At 68.5% G+C, this 26,586-nt stretch carries 22 protein-coding genes and 1 riboswitch; of the genes, 12 read left to right on the top strand and 10 right to left on the bottom strand.

Translation table 11 applies throughout. From position 1 onward, the window contains the following. Positions 1–4 precede the first annotated feature (4 nt). From HDA45_RS36380 to HDA45_RS36360, 5 genes are all read right to left on the bottom strand, one after another. Positions 5–1,603: an acyl-CoA carboxylase subunit beta gene (locus tag HDA45_RS36380; protein WP_184903143.1), complete on the bottom strand. Its 1,599-nt coding sequence runs from the start codon at positions 1,601–1,603 to the stop codon at positions 5–7. Next, positions 1,600–2,748, bottom strand: a complete 1,149-nt coding sequence (locus tag HDA45_RS36375; protein WP_184903141.1) for an acyl-CoA dehydrogenase family protein — start codon at positions 2,746–2,748, stop codon at positions 1,600–1,602. Before HDA45_RS36375 ends, HDA45_RS36380 begins: the two co-directional genes overlap by 4 nt. Then, positions 2,745–4,439, bottom strand: coding sequence for an acyclic terpene utilization AtuA family protein (locus tag HDA45_RS36370; RefSeq protein WP_184903139.1), 1,695 nt, complete (start codon positions 4,437–4,439; stop codon positions 2,745–2,747). Before HDA45_RS36370 ends, HDA45_RS36375 begins: the two co-directional genes overlap by 4 nt. Then, on the bottom strand, positions 4,436–5,230 hold the full coding sequence (locus HDA45_RS36365) for a TIGR03084 family metal-binding protein (protein WP_184903137.1): 795 nt from the start codon (positions 5,228–5,230) through the stop codon (positions 4,436–4,438). Before HDA45_RS36365 ends, HDA45_RS36370 begins: the two co-directional genes overlap by 4 nt. A gap of 231 nt (positions 5,231–5,461) precedes the next feature. After that, positions 5,462–6,877, bottom strand: a complete 1,416-nt coding sequence (locus HDA45_RS36360; RefSeq protein WP_184903135.1) for a hypothetical protein — start codon at positions 6,875–6,877, stop codon at positions 5,462–5,464. A gap of 69 nt (positions 6,878–6,946) precedes the next feature. Between HDA45_RS36360 and HDA45_RS42925 the strand changes: the two genes are divergently transcribed. Further along, positions 6,947–7,072, top strand: a complete 126-nt coding sequence (locus HDA45_RS42925) for a hypothetical protein (protein ID WP_281400832.1) — start codon at positions 6,947–6,949, stop codon at positions 7,070–7,072. A 12-nt stretch (positions 7,073–7,084) separates the two neighbouring features. Here the strand turns inward: HDA45_RS42925 and HDA45_RS36355 are convergent, their stop codons facing one another. Then, positions 7,085–7,945 (bottom strand): NAD(P)-dependent oxidoreductase, encoded by an 861-nt coding sequence (locus tag HDA45_RS36355; protein WP_184903133.1) that lies wholly within the window; start codon positions 7,943–7,945, stop codon positions 7,085–7,087. Positions 7,946–7,994: 49 nt separating this feature from the next. Here HDA45_RS36355 and HDA45_RS36350 point away from each other — a divergent pair, with 49 nt between their 5' ends. The 10 genes from HDA45_RS36350 (at position 7,995) to HDA45_RS36305 (ending at position 21,666) form a co-directional block, all read left to right on the top strand. Further along, complete coding sequence (locus tag HDA45_RS36350) at positions 7,995–8,384, top strand: MerR family transcriptional regulator (RefSeq protein ID WP_184903131.1); 390 nt, start codon at positions 7,995–7,997, stop codon at positions 8,382–8,384. Beyond that, positions 8,381–8,860 carry a tetratricopeptide repeat protein gene (locus tag HDA45_RS36345; RefSeq protein WP_343072223.1) on the top strand — a complete coding sequence of 160 codons (480 nt, stop codon included), beginning with the start codon at positions 8,381–8,383 and terminating at the stop codon, positions 8,858–8,860. Before HDA45_RS36350 ends, HDA45_RS36345 begins: the two co-directional genes overlap by 4 nt. Positions 8,861–8,903: 43 nt before the next feature. Beyond that, positions 8,904–9,743, top strand: a complete 840-nt coding sequence (locus tag HDA45_RS36340) for an enoyl-CoA hydratase-related protein (protein WP_184903129.1) — start codon at positions 8,904–8,906, stop codon at positions 9,741–9,743. After that, positions 9,740–10,348, top strand: coding sequence for an acetoacetate decarboxylase family protein (locus HDA45_RS36335; RefSeq protein ID WP_184903127.1), 609 nt, complete (start codon positions 9,740–9,742; stop codon positions 10,346–10,348). Before HDA45_RS36340 ends, HDA45_RS36335 begins: the two co-directional genes overlap by 4 nt. Positions 10,349–10,569: 221 nt before the next feature. Further along, positions 10,570–13,548 carry a ribonucleoside-diphosphate reductase subunit alpha gene (locus tag HDA45_RS36330; protein ID WP_184903125.1) on the top strand — a complete coding sequence of 993 codons (2,979 nt, stop codon included), beginning with the start codon at positions 10,570–10,572 and terminating at the stop codon, positions 13,546–13,548. Positions 13,549–13,624: 76 nt separating this feature from the next. Further along, the gene (locus HDA45_RS36325) at positions 13,625–14,701 is read left to right on the top strand and encodes a ribonucleotide-diphosphate reductase subunit beta (protein ID WP_101606829.1); all 1,077 of its coding nucleotides are present in this window, start codon (positions 13,625–13,627) and stop codon (positions 14,699–14,701) included. Positions 14,702–14,930: 229 nt separating this feature from the next. Continuing rightward, a riboswitch (cobalamin riboswitch) is annotated at positions 14,931–15,153 on the top strand. 102 nt (positions 15,154–15,255) lie between these two features. Further along, positions 15,256–17,529: a 5-methyltetrahydropteroyltriglutamate--homocysteine S-methyltransferase gene (gene metE, locus HDA45_RS36320; RefSeq protein ID WP_184903123.1), complete on the top strand. Its 2,274-nt coding sequence runs from the start codon at positions 15,256–15,258 to the stop codon at positions 17,527–17,529. Positions 17,530–17,666: 137 nt separating this feature from the next. Further along, complete coding sequence (locus HDA45_RS36315) at positions 17,667–19,112, top strand: cytochrome P450 (protein WP_184903121.1); 1,446 nt, start codon at positions 17,667–17,669, stop codon at positions 19,110–19,112. Positions 19,113–19,336: 224 nt separating this feature from the next. Then, positions 19,337–21,184, top strand: coding sequence for a putative bifunctional diguanylate cyclase/phosphodiesterase (locus tag HDA45_RS36310; protein ID WP_343072222.1), 1,848 nt, complete (start codon positions 19,337–19,339; stop codon positions 21,182–21,184). A 17-nt stretch (positions 21,185–21,201) separates the two neighbouring features. After that, the gene (locus HDA45_RS36305) at positions 21,202–21,666 is read left to right on the top strand and encodes a peroxiredoxin (protein ID WP_184903119.1); all 465 of its coding nucleotides are present in this window, start codon (positions 21,202–21,204) and stop codon (positions 21,664–21,666) included. On the opposite strand, the gene HDA45_RS36300 is transcribed toward HDA45_RS36305, so the two are convergent. The 4 genes from HDA45_RS36300 to HDA45_RS36285 all read right to left on the bottom strand — a co-directional run bounded on the left by HDA45_RS36300 (position 21,653) and on the right by HDA45_RS36285 (position 25,637). Further along, positions 21,653–22,183 (bottom strand): GNAT family N-acetyltransferase, encoded by a 531-nt coding sequence (locus HDA45_RS36300; protein ID WP_184903117.1) that lies wholly within the window; start codon positions 22,181–22,183, stop codon positions 21,653–21,655. The two genes, HDA45_RS36305 and HDA45_RS36300, sit on opposite strands and share 14 nt — an antisense overlap. Before the next feature lie 177 nt (positions 22,184–22,360). Next, a complete protein-coding gene (locus HDA45_RS36295) occupies positions 22,361–23,527 on the bottom strand; it encodes an LCP family protein (protein WP_246480898.1) in 1,167 nt (388 codons plus the stop codon). Between the two features lie 127 nt (positions 23,528–23,654). Beyond that, positions 23,655–24,917: an SAM-dependent methyltransferase gene (locus tag HDA45_RS36290; RefSeq protein ID WP_184903113.1), complete on the bottom strand. Its 1,263-nt coding sequence runs from the start codon at positions 24,915–24,917 to the stop codon at positions 23,655–23,657. A 24-nt stretch (positions 24,918–24,941) separates the two neighbouring features. Then, positions 24,942–25,637 carry an alpha/beta fold hydrolase gene (locus HDA45_RS36285; protein WP_184903111.1) on the bottom strand — a complete coding sequence of 232 codons (696 nt, stop codon included), beginning with the start codon at positions 25,635–25,637 and terminating at the stop codon, positions 24,942–24,944. Between the two features lie 130 nt (positions 25,638–25,767). Between HDA45_RS36285 and HDA45_RS36280 the strand changes: the two genes are divergently transcribed. After that, the gene (locus HDA45_RS36280) at positions 25,768–26,496 is read left to right on the top strand and encodes a sugar isomerase domain-containing protein (protein WP_184903109.1); all 729 of its coding nucleotides are present in this window, start codon (positions 25,768–25,770) and stop codon (positions 26,494–26,496) included. Positions 26,497–26,586: the final 90 nt, after the last annotated feature.

Raw genomic sequence — 26,586 nt, 5'->3', positions numbered from 1 at the left:
GCCCCTACATCCGGAAGACGCCGAAGCCTTCGGCGCCCTTCACTGGTCCATTGTGGATCACGGACAGGCTGAGCCCGAGCACCGTGCGGGTGTCGCGGGGATCGATGATCCCGTCGTCGTAGAGCATCCCGGAGAGGAACATCGGCATCGACTCCAGCTCGATCTGCCCCTCCACCATGGCTCGCATGGCGGCGTCGTGCTCCTCGTTGTAGTCCTGGCCTCGCGACGCGGCGGCCGCACGGGCCACGATGGACAGCACCCCGGCCAACTGCTGCGGTCCCATGACCGCGGATTTCGCGCTGGGCCAGGCGAACAGGAAGCGGGGATCGTAGGCACGGCCGCACATGCCGTAATGCCCGGCGCCATACGAGGCACCCATGAGCACCGACAGATGCGGCACCTTCGAGTTCGACACGGCGTTGATCATCATCGCGCCGTGTTTGATGATGCCGCTCTGCTCGTATTCCTTGCCGACCATGTAGCCGGTGGTGTTGTGCAGGAAGACCAGCGGTGTGTCGATCTGGTTGGCCAGCTGGATGAACTGGGCCGCCTTCTGCGATTCCTCGCCGAAAAGCACGCCTTGGGCGTTGGCGAGGACGCCGACCGGGTAGCCGTGGATGCTCGCCCAGCCGGTGGCGAGACTGCTGCCGTACAAGGGTTTGAACTCGTCGAAGTCCGAACCGTCGGCGACCCTGGCGATCACCTCGCGCGGATCGAACGGCACCTTGAGATCGGTGGGCACGATGCCGAGCAGGTCTTCGGCGGAGTACAGCGGCTCGGCGTAGTCCGGTTTCGGCGTCGGGCCCTGCTTGCTCCAGTTGAGCCGCTTGACGATGCTGCGGCCGAGCCGGATCGCGTCCTCCTCGTCGGCCGCGAGGTAGTCGGCGAGGCCCGACGTGCGGGCGTGCATTTCGGCGCCGCCGAGCGATTCGTCGTCGGACTCCTCACCGGTGGCCATCTTGACCAGCGGCGGCCCGCCGAGGAACACCTTCGCCCGTTCCTTGACCATCACGACGTAGTCCGACATGCCGGGCAGGTACGCGCCGCCGGCGGTCGAGTTGCCGAACACCAGCGCGATCGTGGGCACTTTGGCCGCCGAAGACCGCGTGATGTCGCGGAAGATCCGGCCGCCGGGGATGAAGATCTCCTTCTGCGTCGGCAGATCGGCCCCGCCGGACTCGACGAGGTTGATCACCGGCAGCCGGTTCTGTGCGGCGATGTCCGCGGCGCGGTAGCTCTTCTTGGCCGTCCACGGGTTGCTGGCCCCGCCTTTGACCGTGGGGTCGCTCGCCGAGATCATGCACTCGACGCCTTCGACGACGCCGATTCCGGTGATCACGCTGGCGCCGACCTGATAGTCCGAACCCCAGGCCGCCAGCGGAGACAGCTCCAGGAACGGCGAGTCCTCGTCGAGGAGGAGCTCGATCCGCTCCCGGGCCAGCAGCTTGCCGCGTTTGCGGTGCCGGGTGACGTACTTCTCGCCGCCGCCCGCGATCGCCTTGGCGTGCTCGCCGTCGATCTCGGCCAGTTTGCCGAGCATGGACTCGCGATTGGCGGCGAACTCCTCGCTTCGTTCGTCCACAGTGGACCTGATGGTGCTCATGCGGTGTATCCCAATCGCTTCGCGGCCAAGCCGGTGAGGATCTCGTTCGTCCCGCCGCCGATGCCGAGGATGCGCACGTCACGGTAGTGACGCTCCACTTCGGACTCCCGCATGTAGCCGAGTCCGCCGTGCAGCTGCACGGCCTCGTTGACCACCCATTCGGCGGTCTCGACGGCGGTGTTCTTCGCGAAACAGGCTTCGGCGATGACCTCTTCGCCCGCGACGTGCCGCTGCGCGACCTGCCGGGTGTACGTCCGCGCGACGTCGATCTTGCGGGCCATCTCGGTGAGCTTGTGCTGCACCAGCTGCCGGGAGATCAGCGGACGGCCGAAGGTCTCGCGCAGGCGGCACCAGTCGAGCGTCAGGTCGAGCGCTCGTTGCGCGTGCGCGTAACCCTGCACCGCCAGCGAAACCCGCTCGGTGACGAACTGCGTGGCGACCTGGGCGAATCCGCTGTTCTCCGCGCCGATCAGGTTCTCCGCGGGCACCCGGACGTCCACATAGGACAGCTCGGCGGTGTCCGAGCAGAGCCAGCCCATCTTCTCCAGCTTGCGGGACACGGTGAAACCCGGCGTGCCGCGTTCGACGACGACGAGCGAGATCCCGTGGGCGCCGGATTCCCCGGTGCGGACCACGGTGGTCACGAAGTCGGCACGGCAGCCCGAGGTGATGAAGGTCTTGGCGCCGTTGATGACGTACTCGTCGCCCTCGCGCACCGCCGTGGTGCGGATCCCGGCGACGTCGGAGCCGCCATCGGGTTCGGTGACCGCGAGCGAGCCGATCTTGGCGCCTTCCAGCGCCGGCCGGACCCAGCGTTCGATCTGCACCGGATCGCCCGCCGCCGCGATGTGCGGGACGGCGATACCGCAGGTGAACAGCGAGGCGAACAGTCCGCCGGAACCGCCCGCGTAGTGCAGTTCCTCGGCGATGACCACCGCGTCGAGGTAGTCACCGCCCCCACCGCCGACCTCCTCGGGGAAGCCGACGCCGAGCAGCCCGAGTTCGCCTGCCTTGCGGTGCAGGTCGCGGGGCAGTTCGCCCTCGCGCTCCCAGCCGTCGAGGTACGGCAGGATCTCGGTTTCGGCGAACCGCCGGACGGTCTTGCGCAGTTCGACGCGTTCCGGCGTGAAGAAGGGGTCGGTCACAGGAGAGCCTCCGGGATGTCGATCTCGCGGGAGCGCAGCCATTCCCCGAGCGCCTTCGCCTGCGGGTCGAACCGCGCCTGCGACGCGACGCCCTCGCCGAGGATGCCTTCGACGACGAAGTTGATCGCCCGCAGGTTCGGCAGGAGATGCCGCTGGACCTCGAGGCCCGCGGTCTCCGGGAGCAGCAGTTTGAACTCGGTGACGGTCAGCCGGTGCGCGAGCCAGCGCCACGTCTCGTCGGAGCGCGCCCAGACGCCGACGTTCGCATTGCCGCCCTTGTCCCCGCTGCGGGCGCCGATCACCTCGCCCAGCGGAGCCCGCCGGACCTGCGCCTGGGTGAAGGGAGCGGGCAGCCCGTATTCGTCCACATCGGACAGGTCCAGCGTCTCGGCGGCTTGCGCGATGTCGCGGCGCGTTCCGTCCGGCAGGACGGCGACGTGCGGAACCTTTCCAGCGTCGACGAAAGCGGCTCGGTAAACGCCGTAGGGCGAGGCGGCCGCGGGCGGCGCGGTGACGTGGAAGCCGGGGTAGCTCGCCAGCGCGAGCTCGATCGCCGCGCCGCTGAACGCGCGTCCGACCACTTCCGGATCGGCGTCCTTCACCGCGACGTGCAGCAACGCACTCGCCTGCTGCTCGGTTTCGGCGTCAGGCCGATCCGTGCGGGCCAGTGTCCATCGGACGTCGGCGGGCGGCCGTGCTTTGAGCGCGCCCTCCAGTTGTTCCTTGACCAGCGCGGCTTTCGCTTCGACGTCCAGTCCGGTGAGGACGAACGTCGTCTCGTTGCGGAAGCCGCCGAGCCCGTTCAGGCAGACCTTGAGCGTCGGCGGCGGGGGTTCACCGGTGACGCCGCTGATCCGGACGCGGTCCGGACCGTCCTCGGTCAGGGACAGCGTGTCGAACCGTGTCGTGACGTCGGGTCCGGCATAGCGGGCGCCGGTGATCTCGTAGAGCAGTTGCGCGGTGACGGTTCCGGCGTTCACGATCCCGCCGGTGCCGGGATGTTTGGTGATCACACTGGAGCCGTCGGCGGAGATCTCGGCGATCGGGAATCCCGGGACACCGATCTCGTGCTCGGTGAAGAACGCGTAGTTGCCGCCGGTGGCCTGCGTGCCGCATTCGATCACGTGCCCGGCCACGACAGCACCCGCCAGTGCGTCGTAGTCGTCGCGATTCCAGCCGAAGTGCGCGGCAGCAGGGCCGACGATCACCGAAGCGTCGGTGACGCGTCCGGTCACGACGATGTCGGCGCCCGCGTTCAGGCATTCCGCGATCCCCCACGCGCCGAGGTACGCGTTGGCGGTCAGCGTCTTGCCGAAGCCGAGTTCTTCCGCGCGCTGGATGAGGTCGTCACCCTCGACGTGCGCGATGGCGACGTCGACGTCGAGTTTCGCGGCGAGCTCACGGAGCGCGCCGGCGAGTCCGGCGGGGTTGAGCCCACCGGCGTTCGCGACGATCTTGACGCCCTTTTCCTTGGCCAGCGCGAGGTTTTCCTCCATCTGACGGAGGAAGGTCTTGGCGTAGCCGCGGTTCGGATCCTTCATCCGGTCTCGGCCGAGGATGAGCATGGTCAACTCGGCCAGGTAGTCGCCGGTCAGCACGTCGAGCGGGCCGCCGGTGAGCATCTCGCGGACCGCGGAGAACCGGTCGCCGTAGAACCCGGACGCGTTGCCGATCCTGAGGGGGCCGGTCATGCGAACTGCCCCGGTTGCCGTCCCGCTCCGGGAGGCCCGGCGAAGGCCTGCGCGAGCCCGAGCCATTCCTCGACGTCCGCGCCTGTCGCGACCAGGCCGGTGTCGTCGGGATGGCGCCGCTGGGTCACCACGAGGCAGAAGTCGACGACGCTCCCAGTGAGCCGCTGCTCGGCGTCCTCGGGCCCGAAGGCCCAGGTGGAGCCGTCGGGCGCGGTGAGCTCGACCCGGAACTCGTCGGCGGGCGGGGCGAGCGAGTTGAGCTTGTACGCGAAGTCGCGAGTGCGGGTGCCGAAGCGGGCGATGTGCCAGAGCCTGCCGGTGTTCTCGCGCGCGACGCCGAGCGCGTCGAAGATGTCCTGACCGTGCGCCCAGGTCTCCATGAGCCGCGCGGTCACCATGGACGCGGCGCTCATCGGCGGCCCGTACCAGGGGATCTTCTGCCCGTCGGGCACCGCGGCGAGCGCCTCCGCGAGTTCCGCCCGCCCGGCGCGCCACTCGGCCAGCAACTCACGGGGCGGCGTCTTCGCACCCTCGGCCGCACCGTCGTCGACGTAGGTCTCCCCCGTCGCGAGCAGTCCTTCGATCTCGGCCTGCCATTCGGCCTCGGACCCGCGCGCCGCGATCAGCGCCTTTCGGTCCGTCCAGGCCAGATGGGCGATCTGATGGGCGATCGTCCAGCCTTCGGCCGGGGTTTGCCGCGCCCAATCCGACGCGGGCAGCTCCGCCACCACGTCGTCGATGGCCTGCGTTTCCGCCGCGAGATCCCCAAGGATCACGCCAAGGTCAGCCATGCCCGCCTCCTCGCGTCCTCCTCAGGCTGGCACCCTCCGCCGGAAAAATCAAGCACGCCTGATTGTTTTGGTGACGTGACGTGACGGGCGGGCGGGCTGAAGGGCCCCTTCAGCCACCCGCGCCCGCGTGACCGGCCCTCAGCTGGTCTTGAAAAGTCCGTGAAGGCCTCCTTCCCTACTCTCAAGGTAGGCAAGGAGGCCTTCACGGTGAGGCCACCGACCCTCGTCCCCTCAGCCGCCGTAAAGCGCACCGACCGCGGCATGGACCGAAGTCGAGTACACCGCGTCGTAGGTGTGACGCCCGGCCAGGACGTCACCGCCCTTCCGGCTGTACGTCCACCCGCCGTCAGCCTCGAAACCGGGGTTCGCGACGTGACACCCGGTCAGACTGATGTCGTCCATCCGCGCGGTGACCGAGTAGTTCGTGACGGCCTTCTTCTCGTACAGGCGCAGGGTGAGCGTCGCCGACCCGCCGCTCAGGCGCGGGGTGAGATCGACCGGCGAGGAGGTGTACCAGTCACTCCCCTCGCTGGCGACGTCGCGCTCCCATACCTGCGTCCCGCCGACGATCGCCTGTTTCGCGTGGTACCCGAGCGGGCTCGTGGCGGGACGGTCGTCGGTGTGCCACACGACCATCCGGCACGACGTCGACCCCGCGTCGAGGCGGATGGTCGTGCTCGCGGCCGCGTAGTCCCCCGCCGTCGTGGCGTTGTCCGGGTGCACGGTGAACACCAGCGCGCTGTTCCCGGCGTGCGCGACGCGTTCATCGCTGGACTGCGGCCGCCCCGGCGTCAGCGGCAAGGCGTACTGGATGACGCCGTCGAGCTTCCCCGCCGCCGCGTACTCCAGGCCGACAGCGGTCACGGTGCGGACGTACTCGACGTCGGGGGTGATCGTGGTGCGCGACAACGTCGAGGCGTACACCATCAGGATGGCCTTGCGGCTCTTGCTCGCGAGCCGCGCGACGATCTGGTCCAGCTGCGGGCGGAGACTCCCGGTCCACAGCGTGTTGCGGTACGGGTCGTCACGGAAGGGCAAGATGAGGCTGTCGATACTCGCGGCGTAGGCGTCCACAAAGGACTGCGTGACCGCGTTGGCGTACACCACGGGATAGAAGTCCAGCCCCGGCTGGATCGTCCTGGCGGCGTTACGCATCTTGGCGGTGTATTCCTTGGTGAAGGTGGACGTGTTGGCGTTGAAGTCGTCCATCGCCCAAGCCTTCAGCACCGGATAACGCACCGAGAGCCTGGCGATCGCCTGACCCCACGCCACGTAGTCCTTCTTGTAGGGCAGGTACTCCGCACACGAAGTCCCGCCGGGGCACTCGGTCGGCGGGACCAGGTAGACCCAGACCGCGAGGCCGCTCGCCTGCGCGGCGGGCAGGAACCCCTGTTCCAGATCGCCCCAGTCGGTGGACTTGTTGACCAGGAACGCGTACGTGTCCGCGTTCATCGCCCGGAGCCGGTCGACGGTCGCCTGGGCGTCGACGTGCCCGTCCGCCTTCCGAACGGGGTTGGCGTAGCTGGCGCGGATCCCCGGCGCGGGCGCCGCCTCGGCGGGCCCGGCGAGCAGCGAACCGACGAACGCGAGCAGTAACGCGACCGCGGACCATCTCGCGGCCTGTCGTGAGGACAAGGGTGTCGTCATGGTCCCCGAGCCTGCCGTGGACGCGCACAAGTTCCGTACACGGCCACGACAGGCTTGCTACCTTGAAGGATGCGCAAACGGGACGGATTCGGCGGTCTCGCGGCACTGCTCGTCCTGATCGCGATGATCGTGCCGGTGACGGCCCTCCTGGTCTTCGGCGTCATGGCCGCGACGGACTACCTGCCGCGCCACTGACCAGCTCCGCCGTTACTCCCCCGCCCGCTCGAACTCCCGGATCAGCACCGGGTACTGCTCTCCACCGTGCCCGGCGGCGATGGCACGGTCGGCCATCGCCTTGATGAGCTTCGGCAGTCCGGCGTCGACCCCCAGCGCCTCGCTCTCCTCGACCAGATGCGCCATGGCCCGCGCGTCGGTCTCCAGAGCCGACACCTCCGCGGGGAAGGAGCCCCTGTCGACCTGCTCCGCGTAGCCGGGCAGCCAGCCGGCCACCCCGACGGCGATCTGCCGTGCGAACACCGCGTACGTCGCGGCGTCGACACCGGCCGTCTTGAGCATCGCGGTGCCCTGGAGCCACGCGTTCAGGATGCTCCACATCATCGCCAAACCGGCGACGTCGTACAGCGACGCGAGTCCCGGATCCTCGCCGAGATGGCTGACGGCGCCGAGCGCGCCGAGGTCGAAGTCCGGCCGCGGGCCGCTGAGCAGGATCGCCGCCTCGTCGGTCCCGATCGACGACGGGATGGCCATGATCGCGCCGTCCAGGTAACGAGCGCCCCGTTTTTCGGCCCAGACGGCGGTTTCCCGCGCTTGGGCGGAGTCGCCCGAGGTCAGGTTGACCAGTGTCGTGCCCTCGAGCCCGGCGTCGCCGAGGAGCTCGCGCACGGCCGGGTAGTCGGTGAGGCAGACGATCGTCACGCCGCCTGCTTCGAGCGCGTCGCCGAGTGTGGGAGCGAGCCGCGCCCCCTCGGCCACCAAGGGTCCGGCCTTGGTGGCCGTCCGGTTCCATACGGTCGTGGGATGCCCGGCCTTCAGGAACGCGCGGGCGAGCGCGGTGCCCATCAGGCCGAGTCCGAGAACTGTCACAGGTGCGGGGGTTTCGTTGTTCATGGCAGCATCGTCAACGTTGAGATCGGTATGAAGGTCAAGTGGGGAAGCGATGAAAATCGGGGAACTGAGCCATCGGACGGGCGTCAACGCCCATCAGCTGCGCTATTACGAGGCCCAAGGTCTCCTGGAGGCGGACCGCGCCACCAACGGCTACCGCGAGTACGACGAGACGGCGTTGCTGCGGGTGAAACAGATCCGGCATCTGCTCGCCGCGGGCCTGTCGTCCGAGGACATCGCGTACCTGCTGCCCTGCGCGATCGGCGAGGAGCCGGAGCTGATAGGCTGCCCCGAACTGCTGGCCGCGATGCGCGAGCGCCTCGGACGGCTGGACGAGCAGCTGGCCAAGATCACCCGCTCCCGGGACGCCCTCGCCGGCTACATCGACGCCGCCGAACGGACCGGCGCGAAGTCCTATCCCCCGTTCGAAGGTGCCGCGTGAGCGCGACGCAGGAAGCGATCCGGCTGCGGGAACAGGGCACCGACGAAGCCCGCCTGCGGCTGATCGAACTGGCCGGGCAGCACCCGAAGGACGCCGTGATCGCGTACCAGACAGCCTGGTCGCACGACTCCCTCGGCTTCGAAGCCGAAGCCGCCCCCTACTACGAGCGCGCGCTCGCGACCGAGGGTCTGTCCACAGAGGACAGGCATGGGGTGTTCGTCGGGCTCGGCAGCACGTATCGCGTCCTCGGCCGGTACGAGGAATCGCTCCGGACCTTGCGCCGCGGCCTCGACGAGTTCCCGGACGACGCGGCGCTCAGGACGTTCCTCGCGATGGCCCTCTACAACGTCGGCGAGGCACGCGAAGCGGCGGGAACGCTGCTGAAGGTGCTCGCCGCGACCAGCGCCGACGCCGGGGTCCAGCGGTACCGGCGAGCGGTCGAGTACTACGCGGATCACCTGGACGACATCGAATGACCCCCTTATTGACACCTTGTCAACATAGTCTTACTTTCACGTCATGAGCGCGTACGCCGAAATCACCTACGAGGTCGCCGACCGCATCGCGACGGTCACGCTCAACCGGCCCGAGGCCCGCAACGGCTACACCATCCGCATGGCCGACGAACTCGGCGACGCGATGGACAGGGCCGACGGCGACGAGGACGTCCGGGTGGTGATCCTGACCGGCAACGGCAAGGACTTCTCCGTGGGCGCGGACCTCTCGCAGGGCGGATTCGACTTCGACCCGGCGACCGGTCCGGACGCGGCCTGGCAGGAGCCGGCGGGACGCTGCTCGAAACGGATCTTCACGATGAACAAACCGGTGATCGCGGCCTTGCGGGGCGCGGCCGTCGGCGGCGGCGTCACGATCACGCTGTCGTGTGACTACCGGCTGGCGTCGACGGACTCCCGGTTCGGCTTCGTGTTCGTCCGCCGCGGGATCTACCCCGAGGGCGCGTCCGCGTGGTTCCTCCCCCGGCTCGTCGGCATGGGAACGGCACTCGACTGGATGATCAGCGGCCGTGTCTTCGGCGTCGAGGAGGCGAAAAGCGCCGGACTGGTCCACAGTGTCCACGAACCCGAAGAAGTGCTCGGCAAGGCCCGCGAGCTGGCTCTCGAGATCGTCAAGACCACATCGGCCGTGTCGGTCGCGGTGACCCGGCAGCTGCTGTACCGGATGGCGAGCGCCGAATCGCCGTTCCCCGTGCACGAACTGGACTCCCGGCTGATCGGCGGCCTGGGCTCCAGCCCGGACGCGGTCGAAGGGGTCGTGTCCTTCCTGCAGAAACGACCACCGGAGTTCTCCATGCGCGTCGACACCGATCAGCCCGCCTACCTGCCGTGGCGGAACGCGTGACCGCCTATCCCCCGGAGCCGTGGAACCTGGCGGGTCAGGCGTACCTGTCGCTGTGGCGTGTCCCGGTGAGCGAACTGCCCGAACTACCCGAAGGTGTCGAACCGGTCGTGGCGGGCGGCCGCGCCCAGGTGTTCACCGCCTGGATCGACTACCAGGAGCCCGGACAGCTCCAGTACCACGAGCTGCTGGCCACGGTCGCCGTCCGCGGCAAACGCCTCTCCAGCTCCATCACCGACATCTGGGTGGACAGCGAGGTCTCGCTCGCCGGCGGCCGGGCGCTGTGGGGCATCCCCAAGGACCTCGCCGCGCTCGACTTCACCCACGGCCGGACCTTCACCGCCTCGGCGGCCACCCAGGACGACTGGATCGCGACGGCCGCCTTCACCGCCCGCCCGAGCCTTCCGGTGAAGATGCCCGCCGCCTTCGACGTCGTACAAATGTTGGACGGCCGTCTCAAAAGAAGCCCCGTCCGGGCGAAGGCCCGCCCCCGTCCGGCGGCCGCGGATTGGCGGCTCAACGAGTCCGGTCCGTTCGGCTTCCTGGCCGGTCAGCGGCCCGTCCTGAGCGCCCACCTGCGCGATTTCACCCTCGTTTTCGGCGGCTGACCAGCCGCTCAGCGTGATCGTCTAACCCGCCAGGGTGAGACCACGACACGCCACCCATTGGGGCACGTGCAGGCTCCGACCCCTACATGTAGTCTCTGGGAACCGGCACCGCCCAGCGACGGGGAGACCGCTCGGGAGCGGTTGTCGGCCAGCTTTGTGAACGTGCAGCGCACGGCCTTGTGAGGCCTTGCGGTGCTTCAACGCGCCCATTGGAGACACGCATGTCAGTGGAAACCGGTCAGCGGCCACCTTCGTCTTCGGACACCACGCCCGCGACCGTGCGAGTCATCCGGCGGGACGGCAGCGTGTCCCCCTTCGACGCGAACAAGATCTCGGTCGCCGTGACCAAGGCCTTCCTCGCCGTCGAGGGCGGTGACGCGGCCGCCTCGTCGCGGATCCACCACCTGGTCAAGGAACTGACCGAGCAGATCGAGACCACCCTGCTCCGCCACGCCGGTCCCGAGACCGCGCTGCACATCGAGCAGATCCAGGACATCGTCGAGCTCGCGCTGATGCGCGGCGAGCACCACAAGGTCGCCCGCGCGTATGTCCTCTACCGTGACGAGCGCGCGAAGGCCCGCGAGTCCGAGAAGCCGGCTTCGTCCGACGTCGCGATCAGCGTCAAGTCCGCCGACGGCTCGGTCCGCCCGCTCGACTGGGCCCGCGTCTCGCACGTGGTCGGCGAGGCCGTCGCCGGGCTCGAAGACGTCTCGGCCGAGCCGGTGCTGGCCGAGGCCAAGCGCAACCTCTACGACGGCATCAGCGCCGACGAACTCGCCCTCGCCCAGATCATGGCCGCGCGCGTGCTCGTCGAGCAGGAGCCGAACTACTCCTACGTCAGCGCCCGGCTGCTGGCGGACAAGCTCCGCGGCGAGGCGCTCAGCTACCTCGCGGGCGCGCCGCAGCAGGCCAGCCAGGACGAGATGACCGCCCGGTACCCGCAGTACTTCCGGGACTACCTCAAGCGCGCCATCGAGCTGGAGCTCGTCAACGCCGAGCTCCAGACGTTCGACCTCGACAAGATCACCGCGGCCATCCACGCCGAGCGTGACCTCGACTTCGGCTTCCTCGGCCTGCAGACGCTGTACGACCGGTACTTCCAGCACCACAACGGCGTCCGCTTCGAGCTGCCGCAGGCGTTCTTCATGCGCGTCGCGATGGGTCTCGCGATCCGCGAGGACGACCGCGAGGCCCGCGCCATCGAGTTCTACGAGCTGCTCTCGTCGTTCCACTTCATGGCGTCCACCCCGACGCTGTTCAACTCGGGCACCACGCGCCCGCAGCTGTCGTCCTGCTTCCTGACCACCGTGGACGACGACCTGGACTCGATCTTCCAGGCGTACAAGAACAACGCGCTGCTGGCGAAGTACTCGGGCGGTCTCGGCAACGACTGGACCCCGGTCCGCGGCCTCGGCGCGCACATCAAGGGCACCAACGGCCAGTCGCAGGGTGTCGTGCCGTTCCTCAAGATCGCCAACGACACCGCGGTCGCGGTGAACCAGGGCGGCAAGCGCAAGGGCGCGGCCTGCGCGTACCTCGAGACCTGGCACGTGGACATCGAGGAATTCCTCGACCTGCGCAAGAACACCGGTGACGACCGTCGTCGTACGCACGACATGAACACCGCGAACTGGGTGCCGGACGAGTTCCTCCGCCGTGTCGAGGCCGACGCGCAGTGGACGCTGTTCTCGCCGAACGAGACCCCGGACCTGCACGACCTCTACGGCACCGCGTTCGCCGAGCGCTACCGCGAGTACGAGGCCGCCGCCGAACGCGGTGAGCTGAAGGTGTTCCGCAAGATCCGCGCTGTCGACCTGTGGCGCCGCATGCTGACCATGCTGTTCGAAACCGGTCACCCGTGGATCACCTTCAAGGACCCGTGCAACCTGCGCTCGCCGCAGCAGCACGTGGGTGTCGTGCACTCGTCCAACCTGTGCACCGAGATCACCCTGAACACCACCACCGACGAGGTCGCGGTCTGCAACCTCGGCTCGGTGAACCTGCTCAAGCACGTCACGCCCGAGGGCATCGACGCGAAGCGCCTCGAGAAGACCGTGCGCACCGCCGTCCGCATGCTCGACAACGTGATCGACATCAACTTCTACACGATCCCGGAGGCGCGCCGCTCCAACCTGCGCCACCGCCCGATCGGGCTCGGCCTGATGGGCTTCCAGGACGCGCTGTTCGAGATCGGTGTCCCGCTGTCCTCGGAAGAGGCCGTCCAGTTCGCGGACACCAGCATGGAGCACATCAGCTACTACGCGATCTCGGCCTCGACCGACCTCGCCGAGGAGCGCGGCCAGTACCAGACGTTCGAGGGTTCCTTGTGGAGCAAGGGAATCCTGCCGATCGACTCGATGCAGCTGCTGATCGACGCCCGCCAGGGCGACGGCCTCGACGTCGACACCTCGTCCACTTTGGACTGGGCGCCGCTGCGTGAGCGGGTCAAGACCGTCGGTATGCGCAACTCCAACGTGATGGCGATCGCGCCGACCGCGACGATCTCCAACATCGTGGGCGTCGGGCAGTCGATCGAGCCGCTGTTCCAGAACCTGTTCGTCAAGTCGAACATGTCCGGTGACTTCACCGTGGTGAACCCGCACCTGGTCCGCTCGCTCAAGGCGCGCGGGCTGTGGGACGAGGTCATGGTCTCGGACCTGAAGTACTTCGACGGCAGCCTCGGCCAGATCGACCGCGTGCCGGACGACCTGAAGGCGCTGTACGCCACCGCGTTCGAGATCGAGTCGAAGTGGCTGGTGGACGCCGGTTCGCGTCGCCAGAAGTGGATCGACCAGGCGCAGTCGCTGAACCTGTACATCGCGGCGCCCAGCGGCCGCAAGCTCGACGAGCTGTACCGCTACGCCTGGCACAAGGGCCTCAAGACCACGTACTACCTGCGGGCCCGGTCCGCGACGCACGTGGAGAAGAGCACCCTGCGCGGCACCGACGGCAAGCTGAACGCGGTCTCGGCCACCCCGGCCCCGGCCACGCCTTCGGCACCCAAGCCCGCCGCTCCCGCACCGGCTCCGGCTCCCGCCGCTTCGCCCAGCCCGGCCGCCGCTGTTCCGGCCGTTCCGGTGACAGCTCCCGCCGCCAAGCCGGAGCCGAAGGAGATCCCGCAGGTCTCCGACGTCGACTTCGTCGCCACCGACGGCGCCGCCTGCCGCATCGACGACCCCGACTGCGAAGCCTGCCAGTAAGACATCCTCGTGAGTGGTGATTCGGGTTCTGACCCGAATCACCACTCACGACCCCACTCGTGAAGTGAGCCTCTGTATGACCACCTTTGACGCTTCCACCGACGCCACCGGCCTCGGTGAGATCGAAGTCGGCGCCGCCCGGATCAACGTCGACGACAAGCGGATGATCAACGCCCGCGCCGACGTCAACCAGCTGCTGCCGATGAAGTACACCTGGGCGTGGGAGAAGTACCTCGCCGGCTGCAACAACCACTGGATGCCGACCGAGGTCGCCATGCAGGCCGACATCGCGCTGTGGAAGTCGGCCGACGGCCTGACCGAGGACGAGCGCACCATGCTCAAGCGCAACCTCGGCTTCTTCGCCACCGCGGAGTCGCTGGTGGCCAACAACATCGTGCTCGCGGTGTACCGGCAGATCACCAACCCCGAATGCCGCCAGTACCTGCTGCGCCAGGCGTTCGAGGAGGCCGTGCACACGCACACCTTCCAGTACATCTGCGAGAGCCTCGGCCTGGTCGAGGGCGAGCTGTTCAACATGTACCGCGAGGTCCCCTCCATCTCGGAGAAGGACGCGTGGGCGCTGAAGTACACGCAGAACCTGGAGAACCCGGACTTCGAGACCGGCACCCCCGAGGCCGACCAGAACTTCCTGCGTGACCTGGTCGCGTTCTACGTGATCTTCGAGGGCATGTGGTTCTACACCGGCTTCGCGCAGATCCTGTCGCTCGGCCGCCGGAACAAGATGATCGGCATCGCCGAGCAGTACCAGTACATCCTGCGCGACGAGTCGATCCACCTGAACTTCGGCATCGACTGCATCAACCAGATCAAGATCGAGAACCCGCACCTGTGGACCGAAGAGTTCCAGGCCGAGATCCGCGGCATGCTGACCGAGGCGTGCGAGCTCGAGGTCTCCTACGCCCGCGACACCATGCCGCGCGGCATGCTCGGGCTGTCGGCCGAGCTGATCGAGCAGTACATGCACTTCATCACCGACCGTCGGGCGCAGCAGATCGGTCTCCAGCCGATCTTCGGCGAGACGGAGAACCCGTTCCCGTGGATGTCGGAGGCGATGGACCTCAAGAAGGAGAAGAACTTCTTCGAGACCCGCGTCATCGAGTACCAGTCCGGTGGCGCCCTCGACTGGGACTGACCCCGCATCTCGCGTGATCAGACACGTAACTCGCGTGTCTGGACACGGAACTCACGTGATCGAACACGGAACACGCCGGGCGGACTTCCGCCCGGCGTGTTCCGTCTCCAGACACGCGCGTCCCGTCTCTGATCACGCGAGTTCGCCATCTGATCACGCGAGTTCGCCGTTTGATCACGTATGTCGTCCGGTTCATCACATGTCCAGCGGGGCAGTAGCGCGCCTGGGTACGCTTCGGGGCGCTACTGGTTCGCCCGGCCCCCCAGGCCGGTCGAGGTAACAGGGAACCCGGTGTGAATCCGGGACTGCCCCGCAGCGGTATGTGGGAACGAAAGCCGTCACCGTGCGAGACACGGTAAAGCACTGGGGCATGGCGCCCCGGGAAGCGACGGCCGGTAGGAGCGAGCGAGTCGCCCACGAGTCCGAAGACCTGCCCGTGGTGCGCGCGTCGACGGCGTGCGTGAGTCCGGGCCTCGTGGGATGGGCACGACCGAAAACGCGGTCACTCCTGCGCGCGCTCCGGGCTTTGACGACAAGCTCGCGAGGAGAGAGCTGTGACCGAAATCGGCACCACTGTGCTGGGCTACCCCCGGATCGGACCGGACAGGGAGCTCAAGCGTTCACTCGAACGCTATTGGGCGGGCAAGATCGACGAGACCGCGTTGCTGGAGACCGGCCGTGCGCTGCGCACGCGGGCCTGGCGTGAGCTCAAGGACGCGGGCCTGGATTCCGTCCCCTCCAACACGTTCTCCCACTACGACCAGGTGCTCGACACCGCCGAGCTGTTCGGAGCGTTTCCGGAGCGCTTCACGAAGCTCGGTCTCACGCCGCTCGACACCTACTTCGCCGCCGCTCGCGGGGTGCAGGACGCGCCGGCGATGGAGATGACGAAGTGGTTCGACACGAACTACCACTACATCGTCCCCGAACTCGGGCCGGACACCGCGTTCTCGGTCGCCGGTTCCAAGCCGCTCGACGAATACCGCGAAGCCCGCGCGATCGGCGTCGAGACCCGGCCGGTGCTCGTGGGCCCGGTGACGTTCTTGCTGCTCGCGAAGGCCACCGAGACCGCTCCTGAGGGCTTCCGCCCCCTGGACCTGCTCGACAACCTCCTCGACGGCTACGTCGAACTGCTGCGCCGCCTGCACGACGAAGGCGTCGAGTGGGTCCAGTTCGACGAGCCCGCCTTCGCCGGGGACCGCACCGAGCCGGAGCTCAACGCGCTCATCCGCGCCTACCACCGGCTCGCGAAGGAGACCGCGCGCCCGAAGATCCTGGTCGCCGGGTACTTCGGCGGCCTCGGTCGTGGACTGGGTGTCCTCGCCCGCTCCCCGATCGACGCCCTCGCCGTCGACCTCGTCACCGATGAGTCCTTTGTGGACGCCGTCGCGGCCGAGCCCGCCTTGCGCGACAAGGAGGTCTTGGCCGGTGTCGTCGACGGACGCAACGTCTGGCGCACCGACCCGACCCGCGCGCTCAGCCGGGCGGCGACGTTGCTCGGCACCGCGAAGTCGGTCAGCGTCTCGACTTCGTGCTCGCTGCTGCACGTGCCCTACGACGTCGAGCGAGAGGCCGAACTCCACCCACGGCTGAAGGGCTGGCTCGCGTTCGCCAAGCAGAAGGTCGACGAGGTCGTCCTGCTCGGCCGCGCGCTCAAGGAGGAGGGCGTCGACCTCTCCGCGGCCCGTGCCGCCGCCACGGATCGCGCCACGGCGGCCGATCTGGCCGACGCCGGGGTTCGTGCCCGGCTGGAGGCGCTGCGGCCGGAGGACACCGTCCGCTCGCCCTACGCCCAGCGCGCGGCGGCGCAGCAGGCTGCGCTGGATCTGCCGCCGTTGCCGAGCACCACGATCGGCTCGTTCCCGCAGACCACCGACGTCCGCAAAGCCCGGGCGGCGCACAAAGCGGGCTCGCTGGACGACGCAGGCTACGAGGCCGCGATGAAGGCGGAGATCGAGCGCGTCATCCGGCTGCAGGAGGATCTCGGCCTGGACGTGCTGGTGCACGGCGAGCCCGAGCGCAACGACATGGTGCAGTACTTCGCCGAACGGCTGGCCGGGTTCGCCGCCACCGACTTCGGCTGGGTGCAGTCCTACGGTTCGCGGTGTGTCCGGCCGCCGATCCTGTACGGCGACGTCTCGCGAGCCGAGCCGATGACCGTCGAGTGGGCGCGCTACGCGCAGGGACTGACCGGCAAACCCGTCAAGGGCATGCTGACCGGACCGGTGACGATCCTGGCGTGGTCGTTCGTCCGCGACGACCAGCCGCTGGGCGAGACCGCCCGTCAGGTGGCGCTGGCCATCCGCGACGAGGTGCACGACCTGCAGGAGGCGGGCATCCGCGTCATCCAGGTCGACGAACCGGCGCTGCGGGAACTGCTCCCGCTGCGCAAGGCGGCGCACGAGGCGTACTTCGCCTGGGCGGTCTCGTCGTTCCGGCTGGCGACGTCCGGGATCGACGACGCGACGCAGATCCACACGCATATGTGCTACTCGGAGTTCGGTGAGGTGGTGAAGGCGATCGACGCGCTCGACGCCGACGTCACCAGCATCGAGGCCGCGCGGTCGAAGATGGAGGTCGTCACCGATCTCGGCGCGGCGGGCTTCGGCCGCGGCGTCGGGCCGGGTGTGTACGACATCCACTCGCCGCGCGTCCCCGGCGTCGACGAGGTCAGCGGGCTGCTGCGGACCGCCGTCGGCGCCGTGCCCGCCGAGCGGATCTGGGTCAACCCGGACTGCGGTCTGAAGACCCGCGGATACGCCGAGGTGGAACCCGCCTTGCGGAACCTGGTCGCGGCCGCGAACGCGGTGCGGTCCGAACTGGGCTGATCAGTACATGAAGGCCCCCTTCCTTGCGCCAGGCGCAAGGAAGGGGGCCTTCATGTACCTCCGCCAGGGTATTGTCAGAACGTCAATAAGGGTATCATGGTGGAGCGGTAGCCGGTCTCAACGGGGAGATGGTCACCATGGCGAACGCCGTCGAAAAGGTCACCGGGGCGCTGCGTGAGCGGGTCCCGCCGCTCACCTCGATCCCGCTGCCGCGTTCGATCGACCAGCGCTGGCTCGGCGCGACCTGGCCGGTCCGCGAACTCGCGCCCGCCCCGCCGGGTCTCAAACCCGTCCTCGGCGACGAAGGCCCGCCCGTCATCGGGCACGCGCTGGACTTCATGCGCTTCGGCATCGAGTTCGGCCTCAAGCGCTACGAGACCTACGGCCCGGTGTCGTGGATGGGCGCGTTCGGCCGCCGCATCGTCGCCCTCTCCGGTCCCGAGGCCACCCAGATCGCGTTGGTGAACAAGGACAAGGCCTTCTCCCAGGAGGGCTGGAAGTTCTTCATCGAGCAGTTCTTCGACCGGGGCCTGATGCTGCTCGACTTCGGCGAGCACCACCTGCACCGCCGGATCATGCAGGCGGCGTTCACCCGGCAACGGCTCACGGGTTACGTCGACCAGATGGGACCGGCCCTGCGCGAGGGCATCGCCGAGTGGGCAGGCAGGCCGAACCCGCGGATTTACTGGTCCCTCAAGCAACTCACGCTCGACGTCGCGACACGCGTGTTCATGGGTATGCGGTCCGGCGAAGACGCGGCCGCGATCAACCGCGCGTTCGTGAACTCCGTGCGCGCGGGCACGGCCATCGTGCGCTTCCCCGTTCCCGGCGGCCGCTGGGCGGCGGGATTGCACGGCCGCAAGGTCCTCGAACGCTACTTCGCGGCGAATCTGCCCGCGAAACGGCGAAGCGACGGCGAGGACCTCTTCACCGCCTTGTGCCACGCCACCACCGAAGACGGCGACCGCTTCACCGACTCCGACGTCGTCAACCACATGATCTTCCTGATGATGGCCGCGCACGACACGTCGACCATCACCAGCGCCGCCGCGGTCTACCACCTCGCCAAGAACCCCGAGTGGCAGGAACGCGCGCGTCAGGAGTCGCTCGCACTCGGCGACGGCGTTCCGGACATCGAGGCGCTGGAGACCCTGACGACGCTGGACCTGGTGATCAAGGAATCCCTGCGGCTGGTGGCCCCGGTGCCGTCACTGGCGAGGAAGACCGTCAAGGACACCGAGGTCCTCGGACACTTCATTCCCGAAGGGACACTGGTCGGGGTTTCCCCCACCGTCAACCATTTCTCGCCTGAGCACTGGACGAACCCGATGCGGTTCGACCCGGACCGCTTCGGCGAGGAACGCCGCGAGGACAAGTCGCACCGCTACGCGTGGATGCCCTTCGGCGGCGGCGCGCACAAGTGCGTCGGACTGCATTTCGGGACGTTCGAAGTGAAGGCGCTGCTGCACGAGATGCTGCGGGCGTATCGCTGGTCGGTCCCGGAGGACTACACCGCGCGCTGGGACTACGTCTCGCTGCCCGTCCCCGCGGACGGCCTGCCGATCGAACTCGAGCCTTGTTGATTCAAGACCGGCTGAATCCCGACTAAAGGGACATCCACGATCGAGTACTCTTGGTAACCTCCGGTCACCACTCGTGTAGCGGCGATCACCCTTTCAGCCGGTAGACACCCCGTATCGAGCATGATGCCGTGGCACTACTCCCGGTCGGCTCATACCTAGTGTGGGCCCGTGGGCTCGGACACCCGGTCTGAGCTGGCCATAAACCGCGCATGAAGAGGTGAAGTGTGCCTGAGCCTGGTTCCGCGCCAGGGTTGGTCGACGTCGCTCGGAGATGGGCCGCGACGCTCGCTGACACTAAAGGAGTATCGCTTCCCCAGGAGCAACTCGAGCGGCTCTTGCTCGGCGTCGCCCAGGACGCCGTCCGGACCGAGCCCGACCACCAGCCCGCTCTGCTGCGCTTCTCCAAGCTCTATTCCGCCTCCCCCATCGGGATCGCGCTCGCCGACTCCGACGGCAGGATCGTCGAGGCGAACGTCGCGCTCGGCAAACTCCTCGGCTGCCGCCCCACGTCGCTGCGCGGGCGGAACATCTCCGAACTCGGCTCCGCCGACCACGACGTCGCCCGGCTGCGGAACGGGCTCTCCCAGCTCATGAACCTCGGCCAGCCGACCCAGCAGGAACGCCTGCTGCTGGACCACAGCGAGGAAGGCACGCTCTGGGTCGACGTGACCCTGACCGACCTTCCCGGAGACCGGCCCGGCTCGACGTATCCGGTGCTGATGGTCTCCGACGCCAATGAGATCCACCTGCTGCAGGAACGACTGCTCCACCAGAACGTGCACGACGCGCTGACCGGCCTGCCGAACGCCACCGCGTTCGGCAACGCCCTCGAGACCGCGCTGGCCGGGTCCGGCGGCGAGCAGGTCGCGCTCGTCTATCTCGACGTCGACGGCTTCAAGGTGATCAACGACGGCCTCGGCGCCGGCGTCGGCGACCAGGTGCTGCGCGGGGTCGCGAACAAGCTCAAATCCGTCTTCGCCGGCCGCTACAACGGTTCCGTCGCCCGGCTCTCCGGCGACGGGTTCGCCATCCTGCTGCGCGGCGAGTTCACCTCGCCCCAGGTGATCGATCTGGTCGAGCAGGCCCTGGAGGAACTGGTCGAGCCGATCTACCTCGGCGGGCACGGCATCGGGGTCAGCGCGAGCGCCGGCATCGTCGTCCGCCCGGTCGCCGACGGCGGGCCGGAAGACCTGCTGCGCGCCGCGGAGATCGCGCTGCACCGCGCCAAGGAGGCGGGCAAGGCGCAGTGGATGCTGTTCGACCCGGAACTCGACGCGCGCGACCGCGGCCGCTACCAGCTCGGCGCGGTCATCGCGGGCGCGCTGGAGAACGGCGAGTTCTCGCTGATCTACCAGCCGACGGTGAAGCTCGCGAACCCGGATCAGCTGGCCGCGGTCAACGCGGGGCTGCGCTGGACCCATCCGGAGAAGGGCGAACTGGACTCCGACGAGTTCTACCCGCTGGCGCAGACCACCGGGATGACCATCCCGCTCGGCCGGTGGTTGCTGGCGGAATCCCTCGCCGCCACCGCGCGCTGGCGGCAACGGTTCGGTGACGCGGCACCGGACGTCTGCGTGCGGCTGCCGAACCGGCTGGCCATCGACCCCGATCTGGTGCTGCTGGTCAAGGAACAGCTCGACCGGCACAACCTGCCCGCGCAGGCGTTGCGGCTGTGCACCGATCGCGAGTCCGTGCTCGACCCACGCGGCGAGGTGCTGGACTCCTTCGCGGTGCTGGCCGATCTGGGCGCCCAGCTGGTGCTGACGATCTCCGGTTCGGCCGATCTGGAACTGATCCCGCAGCATCGGCTGCCGGTCCGTCACGTGATCCTGTCCGGCGCGGTGATCGACGCGCTGGCCGACGGCGAGGACGAGGCCGATGTCCGTCACCTGTGCCAGCTGGTCACCAGGGCCAAGGAGCTGAAACTGCGCATCGGCGCGGAAGGCGTCCGCAGCCACGAGCAGGCCGAGCGGCTTCGGCGGTACGGCGTCCTCGCGGCGCGTGGCTCGTTCGTCGCCGATTCCGCGACCGGGGACGAGGTCGACGAACTGATCGAACGGCACGCCCACTGAGGTGGCATGATCCGTCCATGGACCAAGGTGACATCGCCCCGGACTTCACCCTGCCCGACGACAAGGGCGAGGAACGCACGCTGTCGGACTTCCTTTCGTCCGGCCCGGTCGTACTGTTCTTCTACCCCGCCGCGATGACGAGCGGCTGCACCGCGGAAAGCTGCCATTTCCGTGACCTCGCCGCGGAATTCGCCGAAGTCGGCGCGCACCGTGTCGGGATCAGCCCGGACGCCGTCGCCAAGCAGCAGGAGTTCTCGGCCAAGCACGGCTTCGACTACCCGCTGCTGTCCGATGTGGACGGTGTGGTGGCGAAACAGTTCGGCGTATGGCGCAAATTCAGCCCGCTGCACGCCAAACGGCACACGTTCGTCATCGACACCGATCGCAAGGTGCTCGAAGTGATCAAGAGCGAGCTGAAGTTCACCGTGCACGCCGACAAGGCGCTCGCGGCCCTGCGCGACCGCAAGGCTAAGGACGCTTGAGCCGCCAGATCCTGTTGACGCCCGCGCAGGCGGGGGCGAACGGCGGCTCGGCGGCCTCCTCACCGATCATCGTGAACCCCAGCCGCGCGGGCACGGCGCCGCTCGCGAGGTTCTTCTCGTCGTGCCGGATCTCGACCTCCGGCGAGCCGATCCGGAAGGCCTCGGCGGTCAGCAGCCGCGCGGCCCTCGTCACCAGGCCGCGGCCGGTGTGGTGGCGGCTGAGCCAGTAGCCGATCTCGATCCAGCCCGGCCGCGTCATCATGCCCGCGCCGCCGACGACCGCACCGTCGGCGAAGATCGCGAAGTCGTAGTTCCTGCCTTCGGCCCAGTTGCGCGCCGCGTTCTCGAGGAACTCCTTGGCCTCGGACTCCCCGTAGCCGTCGGTGGCCCAGAGCATCCACGCACCGAGGTGCCCAGCGGAATCCCCCGCGACGGCTGCCAAGGTGTCGAGTTGCTCCGGTTTCCAGCGGCGCAGGACGACGACGTCGTCGGCGAGGGTTTCGGCGGGCGCTTCCATCACCCCATGGTGACTCACCGTCGCCCCGGACGCCTCTGATTTTCGGGCGCCGGACGTGCCTCAGGCTCGGTCCGTGAAGGCCCCCTTGAGGGACCCTGGGTCCCTCAAGGAGGCCTTCACGGACTTGCGGATCGCCCTAGGGGTACCAGCGTGAAGGCCCCCGGCCTCCCCGAGAACTCAGGTCAGGATCGCGCTGTCCGGGATCACCGTGTCGTTCTTCAAAGCGTCGAACAGCAGCTTCGACTTGGTCTTGTCCCAGTTCTCCGCCGAACCGTTGGTCACCGGGACCGTCGTGGTGACGACGCCGCCCGACGAGATCCCGCGCATCGCCAGCGCGAGCCCGACCAGGTTGTGCACGTGATCGCCCGAATCCATGGTCAGCGCGTCCGGCGCTGTCGACAGCAGCGGGAACAGCGAGAACGGGTTCAGCAGCGTGCCGGGGCTGCCGATCTCGCTGACCAGCGCGCCGATGAACTTCCGCTGGTTGGCGACGCGGTCGAGGTCCGAACGCGGGGTGGCGTCACTGTGCCGCATGCGGACGAACCCGAGCGCCTGCGGGCCCTGGAGGTCCTGACAGCCCGCGGGGATCTTGATCCCCGTCATGGTGTCCTCCATCGGCTTCTCGACACACATGTTGACCCCGCCGATCGCGTCGACGATCTTGGCGAATCCGCCGAACCCGATCTCGGCGTAGTGGTCGATCCGCAGGCCGGTGGCACCTTCGACGGTCTGCGCGAGCAGTGCGGGGCCGCCGATCGAGAACGCCGAGTTGATCTTGTTCTTGCCGTGCCCCGGGATGGCCACCTGCGAGTCGCGCGGGAGGCTCAGCAGCGTCGGCTTGGTGCTGTTGTCCGGGACGTGCGCGATCATGATGGTATCGGTCCGCTTGCCGCCGCCGGCGGCCTTGACGTCACCGGTGACGAGCTTCTCCTGCTCCTCCGGTGTCAGCCCGTCACGGCTGTCGGAGCCCACGATCAACCAGTTGGTGCCCTCGGCCGCGACGGGGCGGCCGGAGTAGTCGGCCAGCGCGTCGACGCGGTTGATGGAGAACTCCAGGTACACCCACACGCCGGCGAGGAACACCACGAACACGGTCAGCAACGTGACCAGCACCTTGCCGAAGCCCCAGCGCTTGCGTCGCCGCGGCGGGCGCGCGCCGTCCATCGGGCGGCCGGGAGGCGGTTCCGGGCGGCGCGGTGGCGGACCGGCGGGACGCTCGGCGCCTCCGTGCCCCATGGGCGTCGTCCGCTCGTCGTACGGGCTGCTCCCCCGGCCCGGCAGCGGCATCATCTGCGCGGGCTGGTGCCGCCGGGGGCGGCCGGACGGCGGCCGCTGTGGCGGCATCCGTCGCCCTCGGTCGTCGCCTCCATACGTCATGCCGAATCACCCGTCCCGATTTCGCGTGTGGGGCCCAGTCAACCGCAGACCCTAGGTGAAGGACGTGCGGCACCCCGCATCGGTTGGGTGGCGTTCACCGCCCGTTGTCGGCGAAGCCGAACTGGTGGACCTTGAGATACCCCGAACGGAACCCCGCTTCGGAGTACGCCAGGTAGAACTCCCACATCCGTTTGAAGACGTCGTCGAAGCCCAGTTCGGTGATTTCGTCCCACCGATGAGTGAACCGCTCCCGCCACAGCCGCAGCGTGTGCGCGTAGTCCTGGCCGAACTCGCGCACTCCCTGCAGTTTCAGCCGGGTGTGGTCCAGCATGCCCTGTTCGACCGAGGTGGTCGACGGGATGAGCCCGCCGGGGAAGATGTACTTGTGCACCCACGTGTACGAACGGGCGGCGGCGAGCATGCGTTCGTGGTCCATGGTGATGGCCTGGAGCCCGAACCGGCCGCCCGGCTTCAGCCGCTTCCCGATGGTCTCGAAGAACGTCGGCCAGTACGTCTCACCGACGGCCTCGATCATCTCGACACTGACCACGGCGTCGTATTCGCCGGTCGAGTCGCGGTAGTCGCACAGCCGGACGTCGACCCGGTCGGCGAAGCCCGCCGCCGCGATGCGTTCGGTCGCCAGCGCCGCCTGCTCCTCGGAAATGGTCAGTGACGTCACCTTGGCTCCGCGCGCGGCGGCCCGGATCGAGAGTTCGCCCCAGCCGGTGCCGATCTCGAGCACCGTGCTGCCTTCGCGGACCCCGGCGTAGTCGAGGACGCTGTCGATCTTGCGGTGCTGGGCGGTGGTGAGGTCGTCGTCCGGGCCGAACAGCGCCGACGAGTACATCATCGACGGGTCGAGGAACGCGCCGAAAAGGTCGTTGGAGAGGTCGTAATGGCGGTGGATGTTCGCCCGCGACCCCTCGATGGTGTTCTCCTCGTCCGCGGGGTGGCCGCGATCGACGAACCGGCGGAACCGTTGCAGCAGCGGCGGGATGAGCGTCGCCATCCGCTCCGCGAACGGGGTCAGCACCTCGGCGAGCGCGTCGCTCGTCCAGTCGCCGACCATGTAGGCCTCGCCGAACCCGATCTTCGCGTCGACACCAAGGCGATGGAAGAGGGCGGCCGGCCGGTTGACGCGCATCTCGGGCGCGTCCGGACCGCCGGAGCCGAGCTGGGAACCATCGGGCATCCGCACGCGGACGTTCAGCGGATGCACCGCACGGCGGAACAACTGTTCGGCGATCCGCGCGCGGAACGGCGAATGCGGCGGGGTGGCCAGACCCGGCCACCGCGACTCGTCGGGCGTGGGCAGGCCGGACGGGCTTGCCGCCCGATCGATGCTTGACGTGGACATAAAAGGTGCTCCCTCCCGCCCGGTCTAGACCGGGATCCGCAGCCGCTCGGAGCTCGGCCTGTTCCAGGCCGCGCTCAGCGTTTCGTCGTTTCCCCCGGCTTCGATGAGCTCGAGGGTGAAAGCCCGTACGAGACGGTTCCAGACGCGAGACCTCCGAAGCATCGCGTGCCCCTCCCCGCCGATCTCAAACCGCGCGGACCGCGATGTCACCTTTTCGGCGCGTTCCGCGAAAGCGTGTGAGGCCACCGGATCGGTCATCCGGTCCTTGGTCCCGTGCGCGATGAGCACGGCACGGCCCCGGACGGCGCCGATGGGTTCACCCGGTGGTGTCCACGGTGCCAGCGCGCAGACCCCGATGACAGCCGGATCATCGGCGACGCGCAACGCGACCCGACCTCCCATCGAATGGCCGACGAGGACCACGGGTGAGCCCGGATGGTCTTCGCGGATCCGTTCCAGGGCCCAGCGCGCGTCGGCGAGCGCGTCGGTTCCGTGGTCGTTCCAGCCGTAGACCCGGTTGCGCAGGAGCCGCACCTCGACACCGTGCCTCCGGCCCGCCCGGTGGACGTCCTTCGCCAGCGGCACCATCCGCTGGTATGCCAGCCGCCACCACGGAACGCGGGCATGACTGTGCTCCGCGCCGCCGTGCAACACCAGCACCACGGCCTTCACCTGGCCACGCACCCGCCAAATCCGCACCGCGGGATCAGCCTCGCTCACCCTGGATCCTCCAGTCTCCGGAACCCGGCCGCAGCGATCGGGTCAACCTCGATCATCTCCCGATGTATTCCACTTCGGCCATTGGTCCACGCGATACATTCGTCGCTGATCTCCAGACGGAAGGGCGGATGTGGTGAGTACCACCGAACGTTATGCAGACGTCGCCGAACGGCTCGCGGAGGCCGAACGGGGTAACGCGGAGCAGATCCGGAAATCGGCCGAGCTGATCCTGGGGGTCATCCAGGCCGACGCCCTGGTGTTCACCGCCGGAGCGGGCCATTCGCTGGCCGCGGTCGCCGAGACCTTCTATCGCGCGGGCGGCCTCGCCTGCGTGTACCCGGTCTACCACCCCGAGCTGCTGCCGCTGCACGGCGCGCAGCACAGCACCAAGACCGAACGCCGCTCCGGGCTCGCCGAAGAGGTGCTGGCCGAACGCGCGCCGGGTCCGGACGACCTGCTGGTGGTGTTCTCGACCTCGGGGGTGAACCCGTATCCGGTCGAGCTGGCCGCCGGCGCCCGAGCCCGCGGCGCGTCGGTCATCGCGGTGAGCTCGGCCGCGTCCGTGGCCGCGGCGCCGAAGCGCGCGGCGACGACGCTGATCGAAGAAGCCAGCATCGTGCTCGACTCCCACGTCCGCCCCGGCGACTCGAGCTACCCGCCGGAGGCTCCGCGGACGGCGCCACTGTCCACAGTGATCAACGCCTTCCTGTGGAACCTGGTCTTGGCCGAGGTGGTGGACCTCGGCGCGGCGCAGGGCGTCGACATCCCGCTGTGGCGCAGTTCCAACGTGGACGGTGGCGACGAGGCCAACGCCGCGCTGCTGGCCAAGTACGGCGCCCGGGTTCCCGCTCTCCGGTAGCCGCGGTCCGCGCGGACGAGCCTCTTGACTCGTCCGCGCGGTCCTTCTACGGTCACATACCGACTGGTCGGTGTCTCGTGGGAGGTCCGT

This window comes from Amycolatopsis umgeniensis (genome assembly GCF_014205155.1).
GTDB lineage: Bacteria > Actinomycetota > Actinomycetes > Mycobacteriales > Pseudonocardiaceae > Amycolatopsis > Amycolatopsis umgeniensis.
The sequence above is the reverse complement of the archived record's forward strand: the minus strand, read 5'-3'. Positions and strand labels throughout refer to the sequence as shown.

Coding starts and splice junctions, on each gene's coding strand:
- HDA45_RS36380 (WP_184903143.1), bottom strand. CDS start 1,603: ATGAGCACCATCAGGTCCACTGTGGACGAACGAAGCGAGGAGTTCGCC.
- HDA45_RS36370 (WP_184903139.1), bottom strand. CDS start 4,439: ATGACCGGCCCCCTCAGGATCGGCAACGCGTCCGGGTTCTACGGCGAC.
- HDA45_RS36365 (WP_184903137.1), bottom strand. CDS start 5,230: ATGGCTGACCTTGGCGTGATCCTTGGGGATCTCGCGGCGGAAACGCAG.
- HDA45_RS36360 (WP_184903135.1), bottom strand. CDS start 6,877: ATGACGACACCCTTGTCCTCACGACAGGCCGCGAGATGGTCCGCGGTC.
- HDA45_RS42925 (WP_281400832.1), top strand. CDS start 6,947: ATGCGCAAACGGGACGGATTCGGCGGTCTCGCGGCACTGCTCGTCCTG.
- HDA45_RS36355 (WP_184903133.1), bottom strand. CDS start 7,945: ATGAACAACGAAACCCCCGCACCTGTGACAGTTCTCGGACTCGGCCTG.
- HDA45_RS36350 (WP_184903131.1), top strand. CDS start 7,995: ATGAAAATCGGGGAACTGAGCCATCGGACGGGCGTCAACGCCCATCAG.
- HDA45_RS36340 (WP_184903129.1), top strand. CDS start 8,904: ATGAGCGCGTACGCCGAAATCACCTACGAGGTCGCCGACCGCATCGCG.
- HDA45_RS36330 (WP_184903125.1), top strand. CDS start 10,570: ATGTCAGTGGAAACCGGTCAGCGGCCACCTTCGTCTTCGGACACCACG.
- HDA45_RS36325 (WP_101606829.1), top strand. CDS start 13,625: ATGACCACCTTTGACGCTTCCACCGACGCCACCGGCCTCGGTGAGATC.
- HDA45_RS36315 (WP_184903121.1), top strand. CDS start 17,667: ATGGCGAACGCCGTCGAAAAGGTCACCGGGGCGCTGCGTGAGCGGGTC.
- HDA45_RS36305 (WP_184903119.1), top strand. CDS start 21,202: ATGGACCAAGGTGACATCGCCCCGGACTTCACCCTGCCCGACGACAAG.
- HDA45_RS36300 (WP_184903117.1), bottom strand. CDS start 22,183: ATGGAAGCGCCCGCCGAAACCCTCGCCGACGACGTCGTCGTCCTGCGC.
- HDA45_RS36295 (WP_246480898.1), bottom strand. CDS start 23,527: ATGCCGCCACAGCGGCCGCCGTCCGGCCGCCCCCGGCGGCACCAGCCC.
- HDA45_RS36290 (WP_184903113.1), bottom strand. CDS start 24,917: ATGTCCACGTCAAGCATCGATCGGGCGGCAAGCCCGTCCGGCCTGCCC.